Source organism: Streptomyces sp. NPDC043854 (assembly GCF_056436005.1).
Map to the genome: position 1 here is coordinate 27,249 of NZ_JBWKDK010000025.1, position 19,386 is coordinate 46,634.

Genomic DNA, 19,386 nt, shown 5'->3' on the forward strand with positions numbered 1-19,386 from the left:
CACTCCGCACGGATACGCGGCCCGCCCCCCCCCCCCCCCCACCCCCCCCCCCCCCCCCCCCCCCCCCCCCCCCCCCCCCCCCCCTCCCCCGCCCCCCCCCCCCCCGGGCCGGTTTCGGTCAGAGGTTCGCGGCTGCCGCCTTGATCTCGGCGGCGAAGGTCGAGACCTCGGTGTAGACGCCGGGGTAGTTGGGCCGGGCGCAGCCCTGGCCCCAGCTGACGATGCCGACCTGGATCCAGTTGTTGCTCTCGTCGCGGCGGAACATGGGGCCGCCGGAGTCGCCCTGGCAGGTGTCGACGCCGCCCTGGGCGTAGCCGGCGCAGATTTCCTCGGCGGGGACGAGGGAGCTGCCGTAGGAGCTCTGGCAGGAGGCGTCGGAGACGAAGGGGACGGTGGCCTTGAGCAGGTAGCGCTGCTGGCCGCCGCCTTCGCGGGCGGCGCCCCAGCCGGCGACGGTGAAGGTGCCGTTGTCGTACTGCTTGGTCTCGGCGATCTTGAGGGTGGGCAGGTTGACGGGCCTGGCGAGCTTGATCAGGGCCCAGTCCTTGCCCTGGCCGTCGTAGCCGGGTGCCTGGAGGACCTTGGTGGACTTGACCTTGATCGCGCTGGGGCTCCTGAGGTCGACGACTCCGGCGGTGGCGGTGATGGAGGTGTTGTTGCCGGAGCCGTCTACGCAGTGGGCGGCCGTCAGGACGATCTGCTGGGTGTAGAGGGCGCCGCCGCAGCCCATGGAGAGGCGGACCATGAAGGGGAACTCGCCCTGGGCGGCGCGGGTGCCGCCGACGACGGGGTTCGGGGAGGCGGTGGCGGTGCCGGGCTGGAGGCTGGCGGCGGCGAGGGCGACGGCGCCGACGGCGAGGGTGCGCTTGAGGAGGGTGCCGAGGGTCTTGGACACGGTCAACACACTGCCTTTCGTGGGGGGTTGGGCGGTGCGCGTCATCGGGGTGAATGACGAGTACATGTCACACCCGCGGCTGTGCGGGCATCAAGGGCCCGTTTTCGGACACCGGCCGTCGGGGGGTGCGGCATGACCGCGTACCGCAGGCGGGGCACCCCCGTCGAGCACGGCTTTCCCCACCTCGCCACCGTCCGCGCGGCGATCACCGCCCTGCTGCGGCGGCTGCCGGATGACGGGATCCGGCCGTACGCCGTGAGCCTCTCCCCCGCCGATGCCGCCTTCACCGACGCCGACGACCTCCATCTCGGGGCGCACCGCGTGGCCTCCGCGGTCGTCGCCGCGCTGGGGCTGCCCGATGCCCGGATGGTGGTCGCGTTCCGGCCGGTGCGGGAGGCGGCCACCGTCGAACTGGCCGCCGGGCCCGAGTACTTCATCGAGGTCAACGACCGCTTCCGCACCCACCGCGGCGACCTGGCGGCGGCCCTGGCGCACGAGGTCACCCACGTCCTGCTGCACCGGCTGGGCCTGCGCTTCCCCGCCACCGCCGACGACGAGATCCTCACCGACACCGCCGCCGCCCTGCTGGGGGTGGGCTGGCTGCTCCTCGACGCCTACCGGGAGGACGCGCTCGGCCACCAGAAGCTGGGCTACCTCACCCCGGAGGAGTTCGGGTACGTCCTCGCCAAGCGGGCCGTGCTGGTGGGCGAGGACCTCTCCGCCCGGTTCACCAGCCCGCAGGCGTACGAGGCCTACGTACGCGGGTGCGCCCTCGCCGACCGGGACCTGCGCCGGGCTCCCCTGGCGGCGGCGGACCCGGTGGAGCGGCGCCGGTACGCGCGTGAGCGCCGCGCCTGGACACAGGCGGACGGACCGGGCGCGGGCGGGGGCGCCTCCGGGGGCGCCGGTGCCGCCGGTACCGGCCCGGCCGCCCGCGGCGCCGCCCCCGAGTACCGCTTCGAGCGGCACGGCGGCGGGCTGCGGGTGACCTTCGGCTGCCCGGTGTGCGGGCAGCGGCTCCGGCTGCCGGTGGCGGGCCGGCTGCGGGCCCGGTGCGGGCTGTGCCGAACGGTCCTGGACTGCGACACGTAGCGGACGGACGGGGGTGCCCGGGCCTGACCGCCCGCGTCCGCCCGGCCCGGGTCCGCCCGGCCCGGGGGCGGTCAGGCCCGGCAGCGGTCAGGCCCGGCCGCCGTCAGGCTTCGGCGCCGTCAGGCCCGGGCGCCGTCAGGCCTCGTCGGCGACGCCGTCGTTGTCGTCCTCTCCCGTGCCGCGGGGCCCGTGGTCGGAGCGGATCTCCGCAACGGCGATCCTGAGGGCGATGTACGCCAGACAGATCCACAGCAGGGCATGCGGCCAGTCCATGCACCCGGCCTGCCCGGCCCGGTCGGCCGGAACACCCGCGTCCGGCGGATGCACCGCACAACTTGTCGCCGCGGACGCGGTTCGGCCAGGGGGTGCAGTGGGTAGTGATACCTCACCGCACGAGTGCCGGACCGGTCCCGACCCCTCGCCAGGGGGCCGGGGCCGATCCGCGACCGGGCCCGGTCGCCCCGAGGCCGCGCCGCCCCGTTGTCACGGCGCCGGCTCCGCCCCGTAGACCGGGTGCGGCAACCGGGCCGCGGCCAGGAGGCCCGCCGCGGCCTCGCCGGCCTCCGCCGGGGTCCAGCGGGCGCCGCGGTCGGCGGTGGGGCCGGGGTGCCAGCCCTCCATCACCGTGATCCGGCCGCCCTCCGCCTCGAAGACGCGGCCCGTGACCCCCGCCGAGGCGTCGCTGCCCAGCCACACCACCAGCGGGGAGACGTTCTCCGGGGCCATCGCGTCGAACTTCCCCTCCCCCGGGTCCGCCATCGTCCGCGCGAAGACCTCCTCCGTCATCCGGGTCCGCGCGGCCGGGGCGATGGCGTTGACCTGCACCCCGTACCGGCCCATCTCCGCCGCCGCGACCAGCGTCAGCCCGAGGACGCCCGCCTTGGCCGCGCTGTAGCAGCCCTGCCCGACCGAGCCGGCCAGACCCGCCCCCGACGAGGTGTTCACCACCCGCGCCGCGACCCGGCGGCCCGCCTTCGCCTCCGCGCGCCAGTACGCCGCCGCGTGCTTCAGCGGCAGGAAGTGCCCCTTGAGGTGCACCCGCACCACCGCGTCCCAGTCGTCCTCCGCCAGGTTGACGAGCATCCGGTCGCGCAGGAAACCCGCGTTGTTGACCAGGGTGTCCAGCCGGCCGAAGGCGTTCCGCGCGCAGTCGACCAGCGAGGCCGCGCCCTGCGCGGTGGCGATGTCCCCGCCGTGCGCCACCGCCTCCCCGCCGCGCGCCCGGATCTCGGCGACGACCTGCGCCGCCGGGCCGCCGGAGCCGTCCGCGCCGTCCCCCTCGGTGCCGGGTTCCCCCTTCCGGCCCACGCCCAGGTCGTTGACGACGACCTTCGCGCCCTCCGCCGCGAACGCCAGCGCATGGGCCCGGCCCAGCCCCCGCCCCGCGCCCGTCACCGCGACGACCCGCCCCCGCGCCATGCCGCCGGCCGAGCCGCCTGCCGTGCCATCCGCCATGTCAGTCCTCCTTGTTGACCGTTGCCGCGTCCAGGAAGGCCGGGCGTTCGCCGCCCCCGTGCACCAGCAGGCTCGCCCCGCTCACGTACCCCGCCCGGCCCGAGGCCAGGAACACCGCCGCCGCGCCGACGTCCGCCGGCTCGGCCAGCCGGCCCAGCGGGACCGTGGCCGCCACCGCCGCCACCCCGGCGGCGTTCCCGTAGTGCAGGTGCGCGAGCTCGGTCCGCACCATGCCCAGGACCAGCGTGTTCACCCGTACCTCGGGCGCCCACTCGACCGCCATGGAGCGCGCCAGGTGCTCCAGGCCCGCCTTGGCGGCCCCGTACGCCGCGGTCCCCGGCGAGGGCCGGGAGCCGCTGACGCTGCCGACCATCAGCACCGAGCCGCGGGCGGCGCGCAGCAGCGGGTAGGCGGCGAGCGAGGCGGCCATGGGGGCGAGCAGGTTCAGCCCGAGCACCCGGGTATGCCGCTCGGCGCCGCCGTCGGCCAGGGGCCGGTACGGGGTGCCGCCGGCGTTGTTGACCAGGCAGTCGAGGCGTCCGCGGGAGCGGGCGAGCATGTCGAAGAAGTCCTGTACGGCGGCGGGTTCGCGCAGGTCGAGCGGGGCGTAGGCGGCCGTGCGGCCGCCCGCGGCGACCGGCCGGTCGGGCGGGCGGCGGGCGCAGACGACGACGTCCGCTCCGGCTTCGAGGAACGACCGGGCGATGCCGGCGCCGACGCCGCGGGTGCCGCCGGTGATGACGGCGACCCTCCCGTCGAGCTCCATGGGCTGCTACCTTCCTCACCTAACAAACGTTTGGTGGAAAGGTAGCTGATGCGCTCATGGGTGTCTCCACCTCACGCGCCGGCAAGGGCATCGCACTGGTCACCGTCGACTACCCGCCCGTCAACGCGCTGCCCGTCCGGGGCTGGTACGAGCTCGCCGACGCCGTGCGCGCGGCCGGCCGCGATCCGGACCACCGGTGCGTGGTACTGGCCGCCGAGGGCCGCGGCTTCAATGCCGGGGTCGACATCAAGGAGATGCAGCAGGACCCGGGGCACGACCGCCTGATCGGGGCCAACCGCGGCTGCTACGAGGCGTTCGCCGCCGTGTACGAGTGCGAGGTGCCGGTGGTGGCGGCCGTGCACGGGTTCTGCCTGGGCGGCGGCATCGGGCTCGTCGGCAACGCGGACGCGATCGTCGCCTCCGACGACGCCACGTTCGGCCTGCCCGAGCTCGACCGGGGGGCGCTCGGCGCCGCGACCCACCTGGCCCGGCTGGTCCCGCAGCACCTGATGCGCGCCCTGTACTACACCTCGCGCACCGCCACCGCGGCAGAGCTGCACGGGCACGGGTCGGTGTGGGAGGTGGTCCCGCGGGAGCGGCTGCGGGAGGCGGCCCTCGGCCTGGCCGCCGAGATCGCCCGCAAGGACGGGTACCTGATCCGGCTGGCCAAGGCGGCGATCAACGGCATCGACCCGGTGGACGTGCGCCGCAGCTACCGCTTCGAGCAGGGGTTCACCTTCGAGGCCGGCCTCAGCGGGGTGGCCGACCGGGTCCGCGGCACCTTCGGAAGGGCGGGCAGCGCATGACGGCCGACGACGGCAAGGTGATGTCCCCCGAGGAGGTCGTGGGGCGGCTGCGCAGCGGGATGACGCTCGGCATCGGGGGCTGGGGGTCGCGGCGCAAGCCCATGGCCCTGGTGCGAGCACTGCTCCGCTCCGACATCACGGATCTCACCGTGGTCTCGTACGGCGGCCCCGACGTCGGCCTGCTCGCGGCCGCCGGCCGGATCCGCCACCTCGTGGCCCCCTTCGCCACCCTCGACTCCATCCCGCTGGAGCCGCACTTCCGCGCCGCCCGCGAGAGCGGCGCCCTCACCCTGACCGAGCTCGACGAGGCCATGTTCATGTGGGGCCTGCACGCCGCCGCCAACCGGCTGCCGTTCCTGCCCGTGCGCGCCGGCCTCGGCTCCGACGTCATGCGGGTCAACCCGCACCTGCGGACCGTGACCTCGCCCTACGCCGACGGCGAGGAACTCGTCGCCGTGCCCGCTCTGCGGATGGACGCGGCGCTCGTCCACCTGAACCGCGCCGACCGGTTCGGCAACGGCCAGTACCTGGGCCCCGACCCGTACTTCGACGACCTGTTCTGCGAGGCGGCCGGCACCGCGTACGTCTCCTGCGAGCAGCTCGTCGAAACCGCCGACCTCGCCAAGGCCGGGCCGCCGCAGTCCCTGCTGGTCGGCCGGCACAGCGTCACCGGCGTCGTGGAGACCCCGAACGGCGCGCACTTCACCTCCTGCGTCCCCGACCACGGGCGCGACGAGGCCTTCCAGAAGCTGTACGCGACCACCCCCTGGCCCGAGTTCGCCGCCCGCTTCCTGTCCGGGCCGGACGAGCAGGCGTACCAGAGCGCGGTCCGGGCCTGGCACGAGGAGCAGCATTGACCACACCCGTACCCCCCTCCCCCTCCCCCGCCCCCGACCTCTCCCCCGCCGCGAGCCGCGCCGAGTACTGCGTGATCGCCTGCGCCGAGGCGTGGCGGGGCGACGGCGAGGTGCTCGCCAGCCCCATGGGCCTGATCCCCTCGCTGGGGGCCCGCCTGGCACGGCGGACCTTCTCCCCCGACCTGCTGCTGACCGACGGCGAGGCCCTGCTCGTCGGGCCGGACGGGGAGGTCGAGGGCTGGCTCCCGTACCGCCGCCACCTGACGATGGTCACGGGCGGGCGGCGGCACGTGATGATGGGCGCGAGCCAGCTCGACCGGTTCGGCAACCAGAACATCTCCTGCATCGGCGACTGGGAGCGGCCGGCCCGCCAGCTCCTCGGGGTGCGGGGCGCGCCCGTCAACACCCTCAACAACCCGGTGAGCTACTGGGTGCCCCGGCATTCGCCCCGGGTGTTCGTCGAGCGGGTCGACATGGTCAGCGGCGTCGGGTACGACCGGGCGGCGGCGGCCAGGGTGACCCGCTTCCACCGGATCCGGCGGGTGGTCAGCGACCTCGGGGTCTTCGACTTCGCCACGCCCGACCGGTCGATGCGGCTGGCCTCCCTCCACCCGGGGGTGACCGTCGAGGAGGTCCTGGCGGCCACCGGGTTCGCGCCGGCGGTGCCCGAGGAGGTCCCGTACACGCGGGAGCCGACCGGGGAGGAGCTGCGGCTGATCCGCGCCGTCCTGGACCCGGAGGCCCTGCGCGAGCGCGAAGTGCGGGGCTGAGGGCCGTGGAGACGGCACTGACCAGGCTGGTCGGGGTGCGCCACCCGATCGTGCAGACGGGCATGGGCTGGGTGGCGGGGCCCCGGCTGGTGTCGGCGGCCGCGCGGGCCGGCGCGCTGGGCATCCTGGCGTCGGCAACGATGGCGCCGGAGCAGCTGCGGGCGGCGGTGCGCGAGGTGAGGTCCCGTACGGATGCCCCGTTCGGGGTCAATCTGCGGGCGGACGCGGGGGACGCGGCCGAGCGGGTGCGGCTGATCGTCGAGGAGGGCGTACGGGTCGCGTCGTTCGCGCTCGCGCCGTCCAGGGAGCTCATCGCCCGGCTGAAGGACGCGGGCGTGGTGGTGATCCCGTCGGTCGGGGCCCGCCGGCACGCCGAGAAGGTCGCGGCCTGGGGGGCCGACGCGGTGATCGTGCAGGGCGGCGAGGGCGGCGGCCACACCGGGGACGTGGCCACGACGGTGCTGCTGCCCCAGGTGGCCGATGCCGTGGACATCCCGGTGGTCGCGGCGGGCGGCTTCCACGACGGCCGCGGCCTGGTCGCGGCGCTGTCGTACGGGGCGGCGGGCATCGCGATGGGCACCCGGTTCCTGCTGACCTCCGACTCCACGGTGCCGGACGCCGTCAAGGCCCGCTACCTGGCGGCCGGCGTCAAGGACATCACCGTCACGACGGCCGTCGACGGGCTGCCGCACCGGATGCTGCGCACCGAGCTGGTCGCCGCCTTGGAGCGGTCGGGCCGGGCCGGGGCGCTGCTGCGGGCGGTCCGGCACGCGGCCGGGTTCCGGAAGCTGTCGGGCCTGTCGTGGTCGCGGATGGTGCGCGACGGGCTGGCGATGAAACACGGCAAGGACCTGTCCTGGAGCCAGGTGCTGCTCGCCGCGAACACCCCCATGCTCCTCAAGGCGTCCATGGTCGAGGGCCGTACGGACCTCGGCGTCATGGCATCGGGCCAGGTCGCCGGTGTGATCGAGGACCTGCCGTCGTGTGCGGAGCTCGTCGGCCGGGTCATGGCCGAGGCGGAGTCCGTGCTGGCCCGGCTGGAGCAGCTGCACGTGTCCGGCACCCTGCCGCCGGCAGGGTGATCCCCCTTCTGTGCCACAGGAGTCGACACCGATGAGCCGTGCCCGAACCCGCGCCACGCTGCTGCGCGCCCTGGCGGTGCCCGAGGAGGCCGCGGAGCGGGACTACCTGGCGTCGAACACCTTCCGGGCGGCGTACGACGCCCGGCTGCGGGAGGCGCTCAAGCAGTCGGGGCGGATGCAGAACCCGGACCTGCTGATCCCGCTCCAGGAGGTCCGCGGCGACTACCTGGACGCGGCGAACGCCCAGCTGGAAGCCGACTACGGCGGCCTCTACGGCTATCTGACGGACGGACTGGGCCTGGACCTGCGCACACTGGCGAAACTCCAGTCCCGCCTGGTCCGCTGAGCGGCCTCGGGGCCGCTCAGGCAGCCCCGCCGGCAGACCGGCGGCCGGCGCCGGCACCGCTCGAGCGGGCACCGCCCGAGCGGCCGCCGCCCTGGGGCGCGCCGCTGCGGCCCGCGGTGGTGCGGCCCGCGGCGGTGCGGGTCCGGCGCGGGCGGGCCTCGCCCGTGCCGGTGGCGGCTGCGGCGGGAGCGCCCTGGGCGCCGCCCTGGGCGCCGCTGCGGCTGCGGCCGGAGCGGCGTCGGCCGCCGCCCGAGCCGGAGCCCGAGCCGGAACCGGAGCCGGAGCCGGAACCGGAGCGGCCGCCGCTGCGCGGCTTCGGCGGGGTGGGCTGCGGCACCTCCAGCACGACGGGGATGCCGGAGGGCAGCCGGGCGCCCGTCAGCCGGGCCAGTTCCTCGTCGGAGGACTTGATCTGGGCGGTGCGCGGGGAGATCCCGGCGTCCGACATCAGGCGGGTCATGTCCCGCTTCTGGTCGGGCAGCACCAGCGTCACGACGCTGCCGGACTCGCCGGCGCGCGCGGTGCGGCCGCCGCGGTGCAGGTAATCCTTGTGGTCGGTGGGCGGGTCCACGTTGACGACGAGGTCGAGGTCGTCGATGTGGATGCCGCGGGCGGCCACGTTGGTCGCGATCAGCGCGGTGACCTCGCCGGTCTTGAACCAGTCGAGGGTCCGGTTGCGCTGCGGCTGCGAGCGGCCGCCGTGCAGCCCGGAGGCGCGTACGCCGTCGGCGAGGAGCCGCTTGACCATGCGGTCGACGCCGCGCTTGGTGTCCACGAACATGATCACGCGGCCGTCGCGGGCGGCGATGCGGGTCGCCACGGCCCGCTTGTCGGTCTCGTCCATGACGTACAGGACGTGGTGCTCCATGGTGGTGACCGCGCCCGCCGACGGGTCGACGGAGTGGCCGACCGGGTCGTTCAGGAACATCTTGACGAGCCTGTCGATGTTCTTGTCGAGCGTCGCCGAGAACAGCAGCCGCTGGCCGTCCGGCTCGACGAGCTTCAGCAGGGCCGTGACCTGGGGCATGAAACCCATGTCGGTCATCTGGTCGGCCTCGTCGAGGACGGTGATCGAGACCTGGTCGAGGACGGCGTCGCCGCGGTCTATGAGGTCCTTCAGGCGGCCCGGCGTGGCGACGAGCACCTCGGCGCCGCGGCGCAGGGCGCCCGCCTGCCGGTTGATGGACATGCCGCCGACGACGGTCGCGATGCGCAGGCCGAGGGAGGCTGCGTACGGGGTGAGGGCGTCGGTGACCTGCTGGGCGAGTTCGCGGGTCGGTACGAGGACCAGCGCGAGCGGCGCCTTCGGCTGTGCGCGGCGGCCGGCGGTGCGGGCGAGCAGGGCCAGGCCGAAGGCGAGGGTCTTGCCGGAGCCGGTGCGGCCGCGGCCGAGCAGGTCGCGGCCGGCGAGGGAGTTCGGAAGGGTGGCGGCCTGGATGGGGAAGGGCTCGGTGACGCCCTGGGCCGCGAGGGTCTTCAGCAGTGCCTCGGGCAGGTCCATGTCCTCGAAGGCGGCGGCCGGCGGGAGTGCGGGCACGACCGGCTCGGGCATGGTGAATTCCTGGGGCCTGGGGACGGCGGGCGCAGACTTCTGCCGTCCCGCGCCAGTCTTCGGACGTCCCTGGGCCGCTTCTCGACCCCGGCTGGGGCGGCGGCTGGGTCGTGCGGAGCTGGAGCTGGTCATGCGAGAAAGCCCTTCCTGAAACCGGCAGGTACAACAAAGGTCGAGACAGCACGCACGCCGGGGCCCGCACCTCTCGGTGCGGGCCCCGGCGTGTGGTACGCGTCAGGCAGGCAGGATGTTCTCGGCCTGCGGGCCCTTCTGGCCCTGGGTGACGTCGAAGGACACGCGCTGGCCCTCGGTGAGCTCACGGAAGCCCTGGGTGGCGATGTTCGAGTAGTGGGCGAAGACGTCCGGGCCGCCGCCGTCCTGCTCGATGAAGCCGAAGCCCTTTTCCGAGTTGAACCACTTCACGGTACCGAGTGCCATGTTGAATCTCCCTGATCAGGCGGCAGGGCCCCATCCGGCGATTCCGGCGAGAAAACAGTAAAAGCGCCTGAGGAACATGTCCCGTCAGGCGCACATAAAGTTCATGGGTACCACAACTGCAACGCCCCCTAAGCTAGCACACATCGCCGGAGCCGGACCGGAGCCGCAACGGGAGGCGGAGCCGGGGGGCGCGGACCCCGGCACCGCCCGTCACAGCCGCTCGATGACGGTGACGTTGGCCTGGCCTCCGCCCTCGCACATCGTCTGCAGGCCGTAGCGGCCGCCGGTCCGCTCCAGTTCGTGGAGCAGCGTGGTCATCAGCTTCACGCCGGTCGCTCCCAGCGGGTGGCCGAGGGCGATGGCGCCACCGTTGACGTTGACCCGCTCGGGGTCGGCGCCGGTCTCCTTCAGCCAGGCCAGGACGACCGGGGCGAAGGCCTCGTTGATCTCCACCAGGTCGATGTCGTCGAGCGCCATGCCCGTCTTCTTCAGGGCGTGGGCGGTGGCGGGGATCGGCGCGGACAGCATGCGGATGGGGTCCTCGCCGCGGACCGACAGGTGGTGGATGCGGGCCCGCGGGCGCAGGCCGTGCTCGGCGACGGCCCGCTCGGAGGCGATCAGCAGTGCCGCCGCTCCGTCGGAGACCTGGGAGGAGACCGCCGCGGTGATCGTGCCGCCCTCGAGGACCGGCGGCAGGGCGGCCATCTTCTCCGGGCCGGTGTCCCTGCGGGGGCCCTCGTCGTGCACGACGTCCCCGTACGGGACGGTCTCGCGGTCGAAGCGGCCCTCGTCGATCGCGCGGACCGCCCGCCGGTGGGAGCGGAGGGCGTACTCCTCCATGTCCCGGCGGGAGATCCCCCACTTGCGGGCGATCAGCTCGGCGCCGTGGAACTGGTTGACGGGGGCGTCGCCGTAGCGGGCCCGCCAGCCGCTGCTGCCCGCGTACGGGCCCTCGGTCAGGCCGAGCGGTTCGGCGGCCTGCCGCGAGGCGAAGGCGATCGGGATCATCGACATGTTCTGGGTGCCGCCGGCGACCACCAGGTCCTGGGTGCCCGACAGCACGCCCTGGGCCGCGAAGTGGACGGCCTGCTGCGAGGAGCCGCACTGGCGGTCCACGGTGACGCCCGGCACCTCCTGGGGCAGTCCCGCCGCCAGCCAGGCCGTCCGGGCGATGTCGCCGGCCTGCGGGCCGACCGTGTCGAGGCAGCCGAAGACCACGTCGTCCACGGCGGCCGGGTCGATCCCGGTGCGCTCGACGAGGGCGGTGAGGACGTGGGCGCCCAGATCGGCCGGGTGGACCGCGCTGAGCCCTCCCCCGCGCCGCCCCACGGGGGTGCGTACGGCGTCGACGATGTAGGCCTCGGGCATGGCGGCTCCTCCGGTCGTGGCCCGCGCGGGTCGCGGGTCAGCTGCGCAGGGAGATCCCGTACAGGACCATCGAGAGGTACTGGCGGGCGATCTCCTCGGGGCTGTGCTGTCCTCCCGGCCGGTACCAGGACGCCGCCACCCACACCGTGTCGCGGACGAAGCGGTAGGTGAGGCGGATGTCGAGGTCGGCCCGGAAGACCCGGGCGGCGACCCCGCGTTCCAGCGTACCCAGCCAGGCCTTCTCGAACTTGGCCTGCGATGCGGCGAGGTAGTGGAAGCGGGGCTGGTCGGTGAGGTGGCGTGCCTCCTTCTGGTAGATCGCGACGGCGGCGCGGTGCCGGTCGATCTCGCGGAAGGACTCGGTGACGAGGGCTTCGATGGTCTCCCGGGGGCCGAGCCCGGCGGCGAGGACGGCGTCGTAGCCCTCCCACAGCTCGTTCAGGAAGGTGGAGAGGATCTCGTCGAGCATCGATTCCTTGGAATCGAAGTGGTAGTAGAGGCTGCCGGCGAGCATGCCGGCCGCGTCGGCGATCTTGCGGACGGTGGTGGCGTTGTAGCCCTGGGCGGCGAACACCTCGGCGGCGGTGTCGAGGAGCTCGCGGCGGCGTTCGGGGGTGGCCGCCGCCTGGGCCTTCTTCTTGTCCGCCGGCTTGCCCGTCGGCCGGTTCGTCGTCTTGTTCGTCGTCTTGTTCGTTGGCACGCGCCCATTCTCGGGGCCGCTCAGGCCCGCTGGCTGCTGACCGACACGGTCTCGCCGGTCATGTACGAGGAGTAGCCGCTGGCCAGGAAGACGATGACGTTGGCGACCTCCCAGGGCTCGGCGTACCGGCCGAAGGCCTCGCGGGCCGTCAGCTCGCGCAGCAGTTCCCCGCTCGTGACCTTCGCCAGGTGCGGGTGCATGGCCAGGCTGGGGGCAACCGCGTTGACCCGTACGCCGAACGCGGCCGCTTCCAGCGCCGCGCAGCGGGTCAGGGCCATCACCCCGGCCTTGGCAGCGGCGTAGTGGGCCTGGCCGGCCTGGGCGCGCCAGCCGATGACGGAGGCGTTGTTGACGATGGCCCCGCCGCCGTGCGGGGGCGGGGCGGACCGGGTTTCGGCGGCGGCTTTGAAGGAGCGCAGGGCCGCGCGGGTGCAGCGGAAGGTGCCGTTCAGGGTGACGTCGAGGACCTTGCCCCACTGCTCGTCGGTCATGTCGACGAGGGCGGCGGTGCCGCCGAGGCCGGCGTTGTTGACGACGATGTCGAGGCGGCCGTGGGTGTGTTCGGCGTGCGCGAAGAGGGCCCGGACCTGGGCCTCGTCGGTGACGTCGCAGGGCAGGGAGGTGACGCGGTCCGGTCCGAACTCGGCGGCGAGTGCCTCCTCGGTCTCCTTCAGGCGGCGGGCGTGGGCGTCGCCGAGGACGATGCGGGCGCCTTCCTGGAGGAAGCGGCGGGCCGTGGCCCCGCCGATGCCGGCTCCGGCGGCGGCGGTGACGACGGCGCTGCGGCCGTCGAGCAGCCCGTGTCCGAGGACGGGAACGGGGACGGGGGGTGCGGGAGGCCCGGGGGGTGCGGGCGGTGTTGGCGGTGCGGGGGTGCTCACGTCGGTGCCTCCTCGACGCCTGCGCCTGCTCCCGGTCCGCGTCCGTACGGCCGGCCGCGGTTCCGGTGGCGGCGCCCTCGACTCCGGTCACGCCCGCACGTTAACCTACCAAACACTTGTTAGGGAAGCGCGGGAGGCGAGCACCTGATGGACCTGACCCATCCGCCGGAGGTGGAGGCCTTCCGGGCCGAGGCCCGGGACTGGCTCGCCCGCCGCGTCCCCGCCTCCCCGCTGCCCTCCCTGGAGACCGAGGAGGGCTTCGCCGCCCACCGCGCCTGGGAGGCGGAGCTGCACGCAGACCGCTGGTCGGCGGTGGCCTGGCCCGAGGAGTACGGGGGCCGGGGCGCGGACATCGAGCGGTGGCTGGTCTTCGAGGAGGAGTACTGGGCCGCGGGCGCGCCCGGCCGGGTCTCGCAGAACGGCATCGGCCTGCTCGCGCCCACCCTGTTCGACCACGGGACGCAGGAGCAGCGGGCCCGGGTGCTGCCGTCCATGGCGAGCGGGGAGGTGGTCTGGGCGCAGGCGTGGTCCGAGCCGGAGGCCGGCTCCGACTTGGCCTCGCTGACCTCCAGGGCGGTCCGCACGGACGGCGGCTGGCTGCTGTCCGGCCGGAAGACCTGGTCCTCGCGGGCCGCGTTCGCCGACCGGGCTTTCGGGATCTTCCGCACCGACCCGGGGGCGGCCCGGCCGCACCACGGGCTGACCTGCCTGATGTTCGGCCTGCGGGCGCCGGGTGTGGCGGTCCGGCCGATCGGGCGCCTCGACGGCAAGCCCGCCTTCGCCGAACTCTTCCTCGACCGGGTCTTCGTGCCGGACGAGGACGTCATCGGGGAGCCGGGGCAGGGCTGGCGGATCGCGATGTCCACCACCGGGAACGAGCGGGGGCTGACCCTGCGCTCCCCCGGACGGTTCCTGGCCGCGGCGGACCGGCTGGCCGCGCTGTGGCGGGCCGGGGGCGGGCCGGGGGGCACCGCGCTGCGGGACCGGGTGGCGGACGCACTGGCCGGGGCCCGCGCCTACGAGCTGTTCACCTGGGCGAGCGCCTCGCGGTTCGCGGCGGGCGGCGGGGGCACCCCCGCTCGAGCGGAGCCGGGAGTCCGGGAGATCGACGCCGAGTCCAGCCTCAACAAGGTGTTCTGGAGCGAGTACGACATCGCCCTGCACGAGACGGCGCTGGACCTGCTCGGCCCGGACGGCGAACTGGCCGACGGGGAGTGGGCCGAGCCGTGGGTGTTCTCCCTGGCGGGCCCCATCTACGCGGGCACGAACGAGATCCAGCGCGACATCATCGCCGAGCGGCTGCTCGGCCTCCCGAAGGGCCGCCGCTGATGCGATTCCTGCCGACCGGCGAGCAGTCGGAGTTCGCCCGTACGCTGCGCCGGCTGCTCGGCGCCTCGGACCTGCCGGGGGCGGTCCGCGCCTGGCAGGCCGGCGACACCGGGCCGGGCCTGGGGGTGTGGCGGAAGCTGGCCGGCACCGGGCTGTTCGCGCTGCCCGTCCCCGAGGCGCACGGCGGGCTGGGCCCGCTGCCGGTGGAACTGGCCATGGGCTTCGTGGAACTGGGCCGGGCCGCAATGCCCGGGCCGGCGGTGGAGACGGCGACGGCGTCCGTACTGCTCGCGGCACTGGCCGGGGAGGACGGCGCGCCGGGAGCGGAGGGGGCGGAGGGCGCGGCCGAGTCGGCGAAACGCTTCCTCCCGGCCCTGGCCGCGGGCGAGGCCCGGGCCGCGGTCGTGCTGCCGGGCGGCGGACCGTACGCGCTGGACGCGGACACCGCGGACCACCGCTTCACGGTGTCGGCCGGCGGGGAGCTCCGGCTGGCCGCGGCGCCGGACGCCGGGGCGGTACGGGTCTCCACGGACCCCGCGCGACGGCTGGCCGCGCTGCCGCCGGGCGGCGAACTGCTGGCCTCCGGGCCGGCGGTGCTAACGGCGGCGGCCACCGCGCTGCGCTGGGCGCGGCTGCTGACGGCCGCGCAGTGCGTGGGGCTGGGCGAGGCGCTGCTGGCCCGGACGGTGGAGTACACGCAACAGCGCACCCAGTTCGGCGCCCCCATCGGCAGCTTCCAGGCGGTGAAGCACCGCCTGGCGGACGTACTGCTCCGCCTGGAGTTCGCCAAGCCGGTGCTCTGGGCGGGCGCACTGGCCCTGACGGACGGCGCGGCGGGCGCAGGCGGCGCCGGCGCCGGCGCCGGCCGGACCGTGGTCGATGACGTGGCCGCGGCAAAGCTCATGGCCGGGGAGGCGGCGTACGCCGCGGCCCGGGCCGCGCTCCAGCTGCACGGCGCCATCGGCTACACCGAGGAACTGGACCTGTCCCTGTGGCTGCGCAAGGCCCGCCCCCTGCGGGACGCCTGGGGCACCCCGCAGGACTGCCGGGCGGCGCTCGCGGCGCAGGCGCCCGGTCAGGCGGGCAGGTTCAGCTGCCAGGAGACGCCGAAGCGGTCGTTGACCCAGCCGAAGCGGGCGCTGAAGCCGTAGTCGCCGACGGGCATCAGCTCGGCGCCCTGCTCGGCGAGGGCCGCGTAGAGGCGGTCGAGTTCGGCCTCGGAGTCGCACCGGACGAAGAGCGAGACCGCCGGCGTGAAGCCGAACTCGTGCTTGACATGGCTGTCGATGCACATGAACTGCTGCCCGGCGAGCGAGAACGTGGCGTGCTGCACGCTGCCCTCCGGGCCGGGCCCCTCGGCGCCGTAGCGGGTGATGTCGATGACCTCGGCGTCGTCGAACAGCGAGGTGTAGAAGGTCATCGCCTCCTCCGCCCTGCCCTCGAACATCAGGAACGTGGTGATCTTCTGGGGTGCCGGGGCCATCGTCGCGCCTGCCTTCCCGGGGGGGGGTGGGAGCCTTCCGGGGCCGAGGTTAGGGCACGCCGGTGACACCGGCCCGGCGGCTCACGGCCCCGCCCGCCCTCCGGGTCAGAGTCGGGCGCAGGGCGGCAGCGGCTCCGGCGGCGCGCCCGGGGGCTCGTTCATCCGTACGCGCCAGCCGTCCTCGCCGCCGTTGCCGTCGAGGCGGACGTGGAGGACCTTGCTCCGGCCCGTGCCGGGGAAGTGCAGCACCACCGTCTGGCGGGCGTCGCCGGGGTCGCAGAAGACCGCCGTGGCCTTCCCCTCGGCCGCCTTGCGGAACTCGGCGACCCAGCGCCGCGCCGTGGAAGCCCGCTCCTGCGGCGTGGCGTCGCTGCTGGAGAGGTCCGCCAGCCGGTCCGGGGCGCCGTCCGCGATCCGCCAGACGACCTGCTGGACGAGGCGCAGCGATCCGGCGGACGGGTAGCCCTGCACCCGCAGCGGCTCGTGGCGGTCGAAGTCCTCGCTGTAGCGGACGTCCGCCTCGGCGGCGCCGAACGGCAGGCACGCGGCCAGGCCCGCGCAGCACAGCACCGGCAGGGCGGCGGCCCGCACGGCGCGGGCGAGCAGCGGTGCCCGTCTCATACGACCGCCACCCCGACGGTGGTGACGTAGCACTCCTCGACCGTGCCGTCGGGGAAGAGCGGGCCCAGCAGGGCCCGTTCGGCGTCCAGGAACTCCCGGGTGCGGTCGGGGCCGAGGACGAGGAACGGGGAGTGGCTGGCGTGGCTGGCGAGGTGCGCTTCGAGGGGGATCCGGCGCGACCACCGCACGGCGCGGGTGGTGAACGGGAGCTCGGCGGGCAGCACATGGGGCACGGTCACGTCGGCGTGGAAGAAGTCGCGGATCCGGGCCTCCTGCCCGGCGATCCAGTCGACGGCGGTGTCCGGGGTGTTCCACCAGAGCGCGAGGGCGCCGCCGGGCCGCAGCACGCGCCGGGCCTCGGGGACGGCTCGGGCGGGGTCGGTCCAGTGCCAGGCCTGGGCGTAGGTGAGCAGGTCGAAGGCGGAGTCGGCGAGCGGCAGGCGGTTGCCGTCGCCGCGTACGAGGGGGATGCGGGGGTGGGCGCGCCGGAACTCGGCGGCCATGCCGTCGCCCGGCTCGACGGCGAGGACGCGGGCTCCGCGGGCGTGGAGCAGGGCGGTGGAGATGCCGGTTCCGGCGCCGATGTCGGCGACCCTGGCCCCGCGCAGCGGGCGCCCGGCGAGTTCCTCGACGGCGCCGAAGAGCCCGTCCGGGTAGCCGGGCCGGTGCGCGGCGTACAGCGGGGCACCGCGGTCGAAGGACCGGGCCCGCTCCCGGGGGTTCAGCTCCGGGACGGCCCCGGCGCCGGCCTGAGGCGCGGACGCGTCCCCGGGCGCGGGCTCGGGTACGGGCGTGGGCTCGGGCTCGGATGCGGGCGTCATGCCGGCATTCTTTTCGATCTCCCGGGCCCTCAGCCAGGGCCGCCGGGCCGGGGCGGCCTCAGGCGCGGCGCCGCCGCCGGCGCGGCCGCCGCGCGTACCGGGCCACGGTGGCCGTCTGGACGACGAGCAGCACCCCGGCCCCCATCCCGGCCGCCATCGCCGGCGGGTCCGGCAGCCCCCAGGCCCGGACGGTGAGTTCGGCGACGCCGACGGCGGCGAGCGCGACCGCGAAGCGCGGGGTGAACTCGGCGTCGGTGCCGTGCAGTACGCCCGAGCCGACGACGAAGACGGCCAGCAGGACCGGGATCCACGGCACGGGTCCGCGCAACAGCAGCACAGCGCCGCACTCCACCGCCAGCAGGAGCAGGGTGCGCGACAGCAACCACATCGGCATGCACACATCATGCCCACCGCGTTCCCGTGTCCGGGACCCGGGCACGGGAACGGGGCGGCCGGGCACCGGTTCCGGCACCGCCGCGCCCGCGCCCTGCCGTACCCTCGCCCCATGACGGGCAGCGCGATCGACCTCCGCAAGATCGAACAGACCGCTCCGGCCCTCGTGAGCCTCTACAAGAGCGCCGGGACCGCACTGCGCGAGCGGGGCCTGGAGGGCGGCCGCGCCTCGGTCTACCTGGTCCTCGACCATTCGGGATCGATGCGCCCGTACTACCGGGACGGCACCGTGCAGGCGCTCGCGGACCGGGTCCTCGGCCTCTCCGCGCACCTGGACGAGGACGGCCGCGTCCCGGTGGTGTTCTTCTCCACCGACGTCGACGCGGTCGAGGAGATCCCGATCGCCGGGCCCGCCGGGCGCGTCGCCGAGATCGCCTCCCGCCTCGGCCACATGGGCAAGACCTCGTACCACGCGGCCATGGACGCGGTCATCGACCACTACCTGGACTCGGGATCGGACGCCCCCGCCCTGGTCGTCTTCCAGACCGACGGCGGCCCGGTCAGCCGGCTCGCCGCGGAGAAGTACCTCTGCAAGGCGGCCAGGCTGCCGCTGTTCTGGCAGTTCGTCGGCTTCGGCAACACCCACAGCAAGCAGTTCGACTTCCTGCGCCGCCTCGACGAACTGCCCGTGCCGTCCCGGCGGGTGGTCGACAACGCGGGCTACTTCCACGCGGGCCCCGACCCCCGCGCGGTGCCGGACCGGGAGCTGTACGACCGGCTGGTCGGGGAGTTCCCGGCCTGGCTGGCGGCGGCCCGGGCGGCGGGCATCGTGCGCGCCTGACCGGCGGCCGCCGGTGCCGCGCGCTTTGATGGAGGTATGACGACGAACAACTGGGCAGCGTTCGAAAAGCAGGAACCGGAATTCGCGGCCACCGTCCGGGCCCGCTTCGCGCAGTACCCCCACCACGTCCTCGGCACCCTCCGCAAGGACGGCTCCCCGCGGCTGACCGGGCTGAACGTCGACATCCGCGGCGGGGAACTGTGGCTCGGCATGATGCAGGGCTCCATGAAGGCCCGCGACCTCCAGCGCGACCCGCGCTTCGCCCTGCACAGCAACCCGGGCGAGGGCGAGACGATGCCCGACGGGGACGCGCGGATCTCCGGGCGTGCGATCGAACAGGTGGACCCGCCCGAGCTGCACCGGTACGCGGAGGAGACGCAGACCCCGCACCCGTTCCACCTGTTCCACGCGGACCTGACGGAGGTCGTCCACGTCAGCGTCGACGGAGACGAGCTGGTGATCCGCACCTGGACCCCGCAGCGCGGGCTCCACACCCTCCGCCGGGGCGACGACGAGCCGCCCCACGAGGACCCGGCGTAGAACGCCCGGGGCGGGGCGGGTGGTGCGCACCCCCGCGGCGCACCCGGCGAAGTCGACCGAGGTCCACTTCAGCGAGGTCGCGCCGCTCCGGAGGCTGACCTGGAGCGGGAAGCCGCCGGTACGTAGCGATCCGTCGCGGTCCCCGCCCCGGACGGCGGCCGGACGCCGACGAAGAGGAGCGCGTAGCGATCTCGGGCGCCTGCCGCGCCCCGATGGGCTTCTGGTCGACATTTCCCGCAGGTTGGGGCTGCATCGCCGCCGAACCGGTCCTCACATGGGACTTTGGGGGCGGCTTTTCGTGCCCGCGCCCCCGGCGCCGGGCAGGCCTGTGGTGGTCCTGGGGCAGCGGC

The 19,386-nt window shown here is 74.9% G+C and carries 23 protein-coding genes; 10 read left to right on the top strand and 13 right to left on the bottom strand.

Annotated features, from left to right (window positions below):
* Nucleotides 1–118: 118 nt before the first annotated feature.
* The gene (locus AC068A_RS22545; RefSeq protein WP_478587494.1) at nucleotides 119–904 is read right to left on the bottom strand and encodes a S1 family peptidase; all 786 of its coding nucleotides are present in this window, start codon (nucleotides 902–904) and stop codon (nucleotides 119–121) included.
* A gap of 123 nt (nucleotides 905–1,027) precedes the next feature.
* Here AC068A_RS22545 and AC068A_RS22550 point away from each other — a divergent pair, with 123 nt between their 5' ends.
* The gene (locus AC068A_RS22550) at nucleotides 1,028–1,987 is read left to right on the top strand and encodes a hypothetical protein (protein ID WP_478587496.1); all 960 of its coding nucleotides are present in this window, start codon (nucleotides 1,028–1,030) and stop codon (nucleotides 1,985–1,987) included.
* Between the two features lie 135 nt (nucleotides 1,988–2,122).
* Here the strand turns inward: AC068A_RS22550 and AC068A_RS22555 are convergent, their stop codons facing one another.
* From AC068A_RS22555 to AC068A_RS22565, 3 genes are all read right to left on the bottom strand, one after another.
* On the bottom strand, nucleotides 2,123–2,260 hold the full coding sequence (locus AC068A_RS22555; RefSeq protein WP_478587498.1) for a hypothetical protein: 138 nt from the start codon (nucleotides 2,258–2,260) through the stop codon (nucleotides 2,123–2,125).
* Between the two features lie 210 nt (nucleotides 2,261–2,470).
* Entirely contained in the window at nucleotides 2,471–3,442 is a 972-nt protein-coding gene (locus AC068A_RS22560; RefSeq protein WP_478587500.1) for an SDR family oxidoreductase, read from the bottom strand.
* 1 nt (nucleotide 3,443) lies between these two features.
* Nucleotides 3,444–4,208 carry an SDR family oxidoreductase gene (locus AC068A_RS22565; RefSeq protein WP_478587502.1) on the bottom strand — a complete coding sequence of 255 codons (765 nt, stop codon included), beginning with the start codon at nucleotides 4,206–4,208 and terminating at the stop codon, nucleotides 3,444–3,446.
* Nucleotides 4,209–4,264: 56 nt separating this feature from the next.
* Between AC068A_RS22565 and AC068A_RS22570 the strand changes: the two genes are divergently transcribed.
* The 5 genes from AC068A_RS22570 to AC068A_RS22590 are packed head-to-tail and all read left to right on the top strand — an operon-like array spanning nucleotide 4,265 to nucleotide 8,069.
* Nucleotides 4,265–5,014 (top strand): enoyl-CoA hydratase family protein, encoded by a 750-nt coding sequence (locus tag AC068A_RS22570; protein ID WP_478587503.1) that lies wholly within the window; start codon nucleotides 4,265–4,267, stop codon nucleotides 5,012–5,014.
* Nucleotides 5,011–5,871, top strand: a complete 861-nt coding sequence (locus AC068A_RS22575; protein ID WP_478587505.1) for a CoA transferase subunit A — start codon at nucleotides 5,011–5,013, stop codon at nucleotides 5,869–5,871. Before AC068A_RS22570 ends, AC068A_RS22575 begins: the two co-directional genes overlap by 4 nt.
* Nucleotides 5,868–6,641: a CoA-transferase subunit beta gene (locus AC068A_RS22580; protein WP_478587507.1), complete on the top strand. Its 774-nt coding sequence runs from the start codon at nucleotides 5,868–5,870 to the stop codon at nucleotides 6,639–6,641. The genes AC068A_RS22575 and AC068A_RS22580 overlap by 4 nt, the downstream gene beginning before the upstream one ends.
* Nucleotides 6,642–6,646: 5 nt before the next feature.
* Entirely contained in the window at nucleotides 6,647–7,723 is a 1,077-nt protein-coding gene (locus AC068A_RS22585; RefSeq protein WP_478587509.1) for an NAD(P)H-dependent flavin oxidoreductase, read from the top strand.
* Nucleotides 7,724–7,754: 31 nt separating this feature from the next.
* Nucleotides 7,755–8,069: a tyrosine-protein phosphatase gene (locus tag AC068A_RS22590; protein WP_478587511.1), complete on the top strand. Its 315-nt coding sequence runs from the start codon at nucleotides 7,755–7,757 to the stop codon at nucleotides 8,067–8,069.
* Between the two features lie 16 nt (nucleotides 8,070–8,085).
* On the opposite strand, the gene AC068A_RS22595 is transcribed toward AC068A_RS22590, so the two are convergent.
* The 5 genes from AC068A_RS22595 to AC068A_RS22615 form a co-directional block, all read right to left on the bottom strand.
* Entirely contained in the window at nucleotides 8,086–9,753 is a 1,668-nt protein-coding gene (locus tag AC068A_RS22595) for a DEAD/DEAH box helicase (protein WP_478587513.1), read from the bottom strand.
* Nucleotides 9,754–9,855: 102 nt separating this feature from the next.
* A complete protein-coding gene (locus tag AC068A_RS22600; RefSeq protein ID WP_008743912.1) occupies nucleotides 9,856–10,059 on the bottom strand; it encodes a cold-shock protein in 204 nt (67 codons plus the stop codon).
* Between the two features lie 210 nt (nucleotides 10,060–10,269).
* Nucleotides 10,270–11,427: an acetyl-CoA C-acetyltransferase gene (locus tag AC068A_RS22605; RefSeq protein WP_478587515.1), complete on the bottom strand. Its 1,158-nt coding sequence runs from the start codon at nucleotides 11,425–11,427 to the stop codon at nucleotides 10,270–10,272.
* Between the two features lie 37 nt (nucleotides 11,428–11,464).
* The gene (locus AC068A_RS22610) at nucleotides 11,465–12,127 is read right to left on the bottom strand and encodes a TetR/AcrR family transcriptional regulator (RefSeq protein WP_478587517.1); all 663 of its coding nucleotides are present in this window, start codon (nucleotides 12,125–12,127) and stop codon (nucleotides 11,465–11,467) included.
* 20 nt (nucleotides 12,128–12,147) lie between these two features.
* Nucleotides 12,148–13,008 carry an SDR family oxidoreductase gene (locus AC068A_RS22615; protein ID WP_478587519.1) on the bottom strand — a complete coding sequence of 287 codons (861 nt, stop codon included), beginning with the start codon at nucleotides 13,006–13,008 and terminating at the stop codon, nucleotides 12,148–12,150.
* A gap of 147 nt (nucleotides 13,009–13,155) precedes the next feature.
* Between AC068A_RS22615 and AC068A_RS22620 the strand changes: the two genes are divergently transcribed.
* Together AC068A_RS22620 and AC068A_RS22625 are read left to right on the top strand one after the other, a co-directional pair.
* Nucleotides 13,156–14,337: an acyl-CoA dehydrogenase family protein gene (locus tag AC068A_RS22620; RefSeq protein WP_478587521.1), complete on the top strand. Its 1,182-nt coding sequence runs from the start codon at nucleotides 13,156–13,158 to the stop codon at nucleotides 14,335–14,337.
* Complete coding sequence (locus AC068A_RS22625; protein WP_478587522.1) at nucleotides 14,337–15,488, top strand: acyl-CoA dehydrogenase family protein; 1,152 nt, start codon at nucleotides 14,337–14,339, stop codon at nucleotides 15,486–15,488. The genes AC068A_RS22620 and AC068A_RS22625 overlap by 1 nt, the downstream gene beginning before the upstream one ends.
* Here the strand turns inward: AC068A_RS22625 and AC068A_RS22630 are convergent.
* The 4 genes from AC068A_RS22630 to AC068A_RS22645 all read right to left on the bottom strand — a co-directional run bounded on the left by AC068A_RS22630 (nucleotide 15,413) and on the right by AC068A_RS22645 (nucleotide 17,656).
* The gene (locus tag AC068A_RS22630) at nucleotides 15,413–15,820 is read right to left on the bottom strand and encodes a VOC family protein (protein WP_478587524.1); all 408 of its coding nucleotides are present in this window, start codon (nucleotides 15,818–15,820) and stop codon (nucleotides 15,413–15,415) included. The two genes, AC068A_RS22625 and AC068A_RS22630, sit on opposite strands and share 76 nt — an antisense overlap.
* Nucleotides 15,821–15,925: 105 nt before the next feature.
* A complete protein-coding gene (locus AC068A_RS22635) occupies nucleotides 15,926–16,441 on the bottom strand; it encodes a hypothetical protein (RefSeq protein WP_478587526.1) in 516 nt (171 codons plus the stop codon).
* Nucleotides 16,438–17,262: a class I SAM-dependent methyltransferase gene (locus AC068A_RS22640; RefSeq protein ID WP_478587528.1), complete on the bottom strand. Its 825-nt coding sequence runs from the start codon at nucleotides 17,260–17,262 to the stop codon at nucleotides 16,438–16,440. Before AC068A_RS22640 ends, AC068A_RS22635 begins: the two co-directional genes overlap by 4 nt.
* Nucleotides 17,263–17,320: 58 nt before the next feature.
* Nucleotides 17,321–17,656 carry a hypothetical protein gene (locus AC068A_RS22645; RefSeq protein ID WP_478587530.1) on the bottom strand — a complete coding sequence of 112 codons (336 nt, stop codon included), beginning with the start codon at nucleotides 17,654–17,656 and terminating at the stop codon, nucleotides 17,321–17,323.
* 111 nt (nucleotides 17,657–17,767) lie between these two features.
* On the opposite strand from AC068A_RS22645, the gene AC068A_RS22650 reads away from it, so the two are divergent.
* Both AC068A_RS22650 and AC068A_RS22655 read left to right on the top strand, forming a co-directional pair.
* The gene (locus AC068A_RS22650; protein WP_478587531.1) at nucleotides 17,768–18,496 is read left to right on the top strand and encodes a VWA domain-containing protein; all 729 of its coding nucleotides are present in this window, start codon (nucleotides 17,768–17,770) and stop codon (nucleotides 18,494–18,496) included.
* Between the two features lie 36 nt (nucleotides 18,497–18,532).
* The gene (locus AC068A_RS22655) at nucleotides 18,533–19,036 is read left to right on the top strand and encodes a pyridoxamine 5'-phosphate oxidase family protein (RefSeq protein ID WP_478587533.1); all 504 of its coding nucleotides are present in this window, start codon (nucleotides 18,533–18,535) and stop codon (nucleotides 19,034–19,036) included.
* Nucleotides 19,037–19,386 lie beyond the last annotated feature (350 nt).

What these genes read in the sequence shown, in the direction of transcription:
- AC068A_RS22550 (WP_478587496.1), top strand. Translation starts at nt 1,028, where the DNA reads ATGACCGCGTACCGCAGGCGGGGCACCCCCGTCGAGCACGGCTTTCCC.
- AC068A_RS22555 (WP_478587498.1), bottom strand. Translation starts at nt 2,260, where the DNA reads ATGGACTGGCCGCATGCCCTGCTGTGGATCTGTCTGGCGTACATCGCC.
- AC068A_RS22560 (WP_478587500.1), bottom strand. Translation starts at nt 3,442, where the DNA reads ATGGCGGATGGCACGGCAGGCGGCTCGGCCGGCGGCATGGCGCGGGGG.
- AC068A_RS22565 (WP_478587502.1), bottom strand. Translation starts at nt 4,208, where the DNA reads ATGGAGCTCGACGGGAGGGTCGCCGTCATCACCGGCGGCACCCGCGGC.
- AC068A_RS22570 (WP_478587503.1), top strand. Translation starts at nt 4,265, where the DNA reads ATGGGTGTCTCCACCTCACGCGCCGGCAAGGGCATCGCACTGGTCACC.
- AC068A_RS22575 (WP_478587505.1), top strand. Translation starts at nt 5,011, where the DNA reads ATGACGGCCGACGACGGCAAGGTGATGTCCCCCGAGGAGGTCGTGGGG.
- AC068A_RS22590 (WP_478587511.1), top strand. Translation starts at nt 7,755, where the DNA reads ATGAGCCGTGCCCGAACCCGCGCCACGCTGCTGCGCGCCCTGGCGGTG.
- AC068A_RS22595 (WP_478587513.1), bottom strand. Translation starts at nt 9,753, where the DNA reads ATGACCAGCTCCAGCTCCGCACGACCCAGCCGCCGCCCCAGCCGGGGT.
- AC068A_RS22600 (WP_008743912.1), bottom strand. Translation starts at nt 10,059, where the DNA reads ATGGCACTCGGTACCGTGAAGTGGTTCAACTCGGAAAAGGGCTTCGGC.
- AC068A_RS22605 (WP_478587515.1), bottom strand. Translation starts at nt 11,427, where the DNA reads ATGCCCGAGGCCTACATCGTCGACGCCGTACGCACCCCCGTGGGGCGG.
- AC068A_RS22620 (WP_478587521.1), top strand. Translation starts at nt 13,156, where the DNA reads ATGGACCTGACCCATCCGCCGGAGGTGGAGGCCTTCCGGGCCGAGGCC.
- AC068A_RS22625 (WP_478587522.1), top strand. Translation starts at nt 14,337, where the DNA reads ATGCGATTCCTGCCGACCGGCGAGCAGTCGGAGTTCGCCCGTACGCTG.
- AC068A_RS22630 (WP_478587524.1), bottom strand. Translation starts at nt 15,820, where the DNA reads ATGGCCCCGGCACCCCAGAAGATCACCACGTTCCTGATGTTCGAGGGC.
- AC068A_RS22635 (WP_478587526.1), bottom strand. Translation starts at nt 16,441, where the DNA reads ATGAGACGGGCACCGCTGCTCGCCCGCGCCGTGCGGGCCGCCGCCCTG.
- AC068A_RS22640 (WP_478587528.1), bottom strand. Translation starts at nt 17,262, where the DNA reads ATGACGCCCGCATCCGAGCCCGAGCCCACGCCCGTACCCGAGCCCGCG.
- AC068A_RS22645 (WP_478587530.1), bottom strand. Translation starts at nt 17,656, where the DNA reads ATGCCGATGTGGTTGCTGTCGCGCACCCTGCTCCTGCTGGCGGTGGAG.
- AC068A_RS22650 (WP_478587531.1), top strand. Translation starts at nt 17,768, where the DNA reads ATGACGGGCAGCGCGATCGACCTCCGCAAGATCGAACAGACCGCTCCG.
- AC068A_RS22655 (WP_478587533.1), top strand. Translation starts at nt 18,533, where the DNA reads ATGACGACGAACAACTGGGCAGCGTTCGAAAAGCAGGAACCGGAATTC.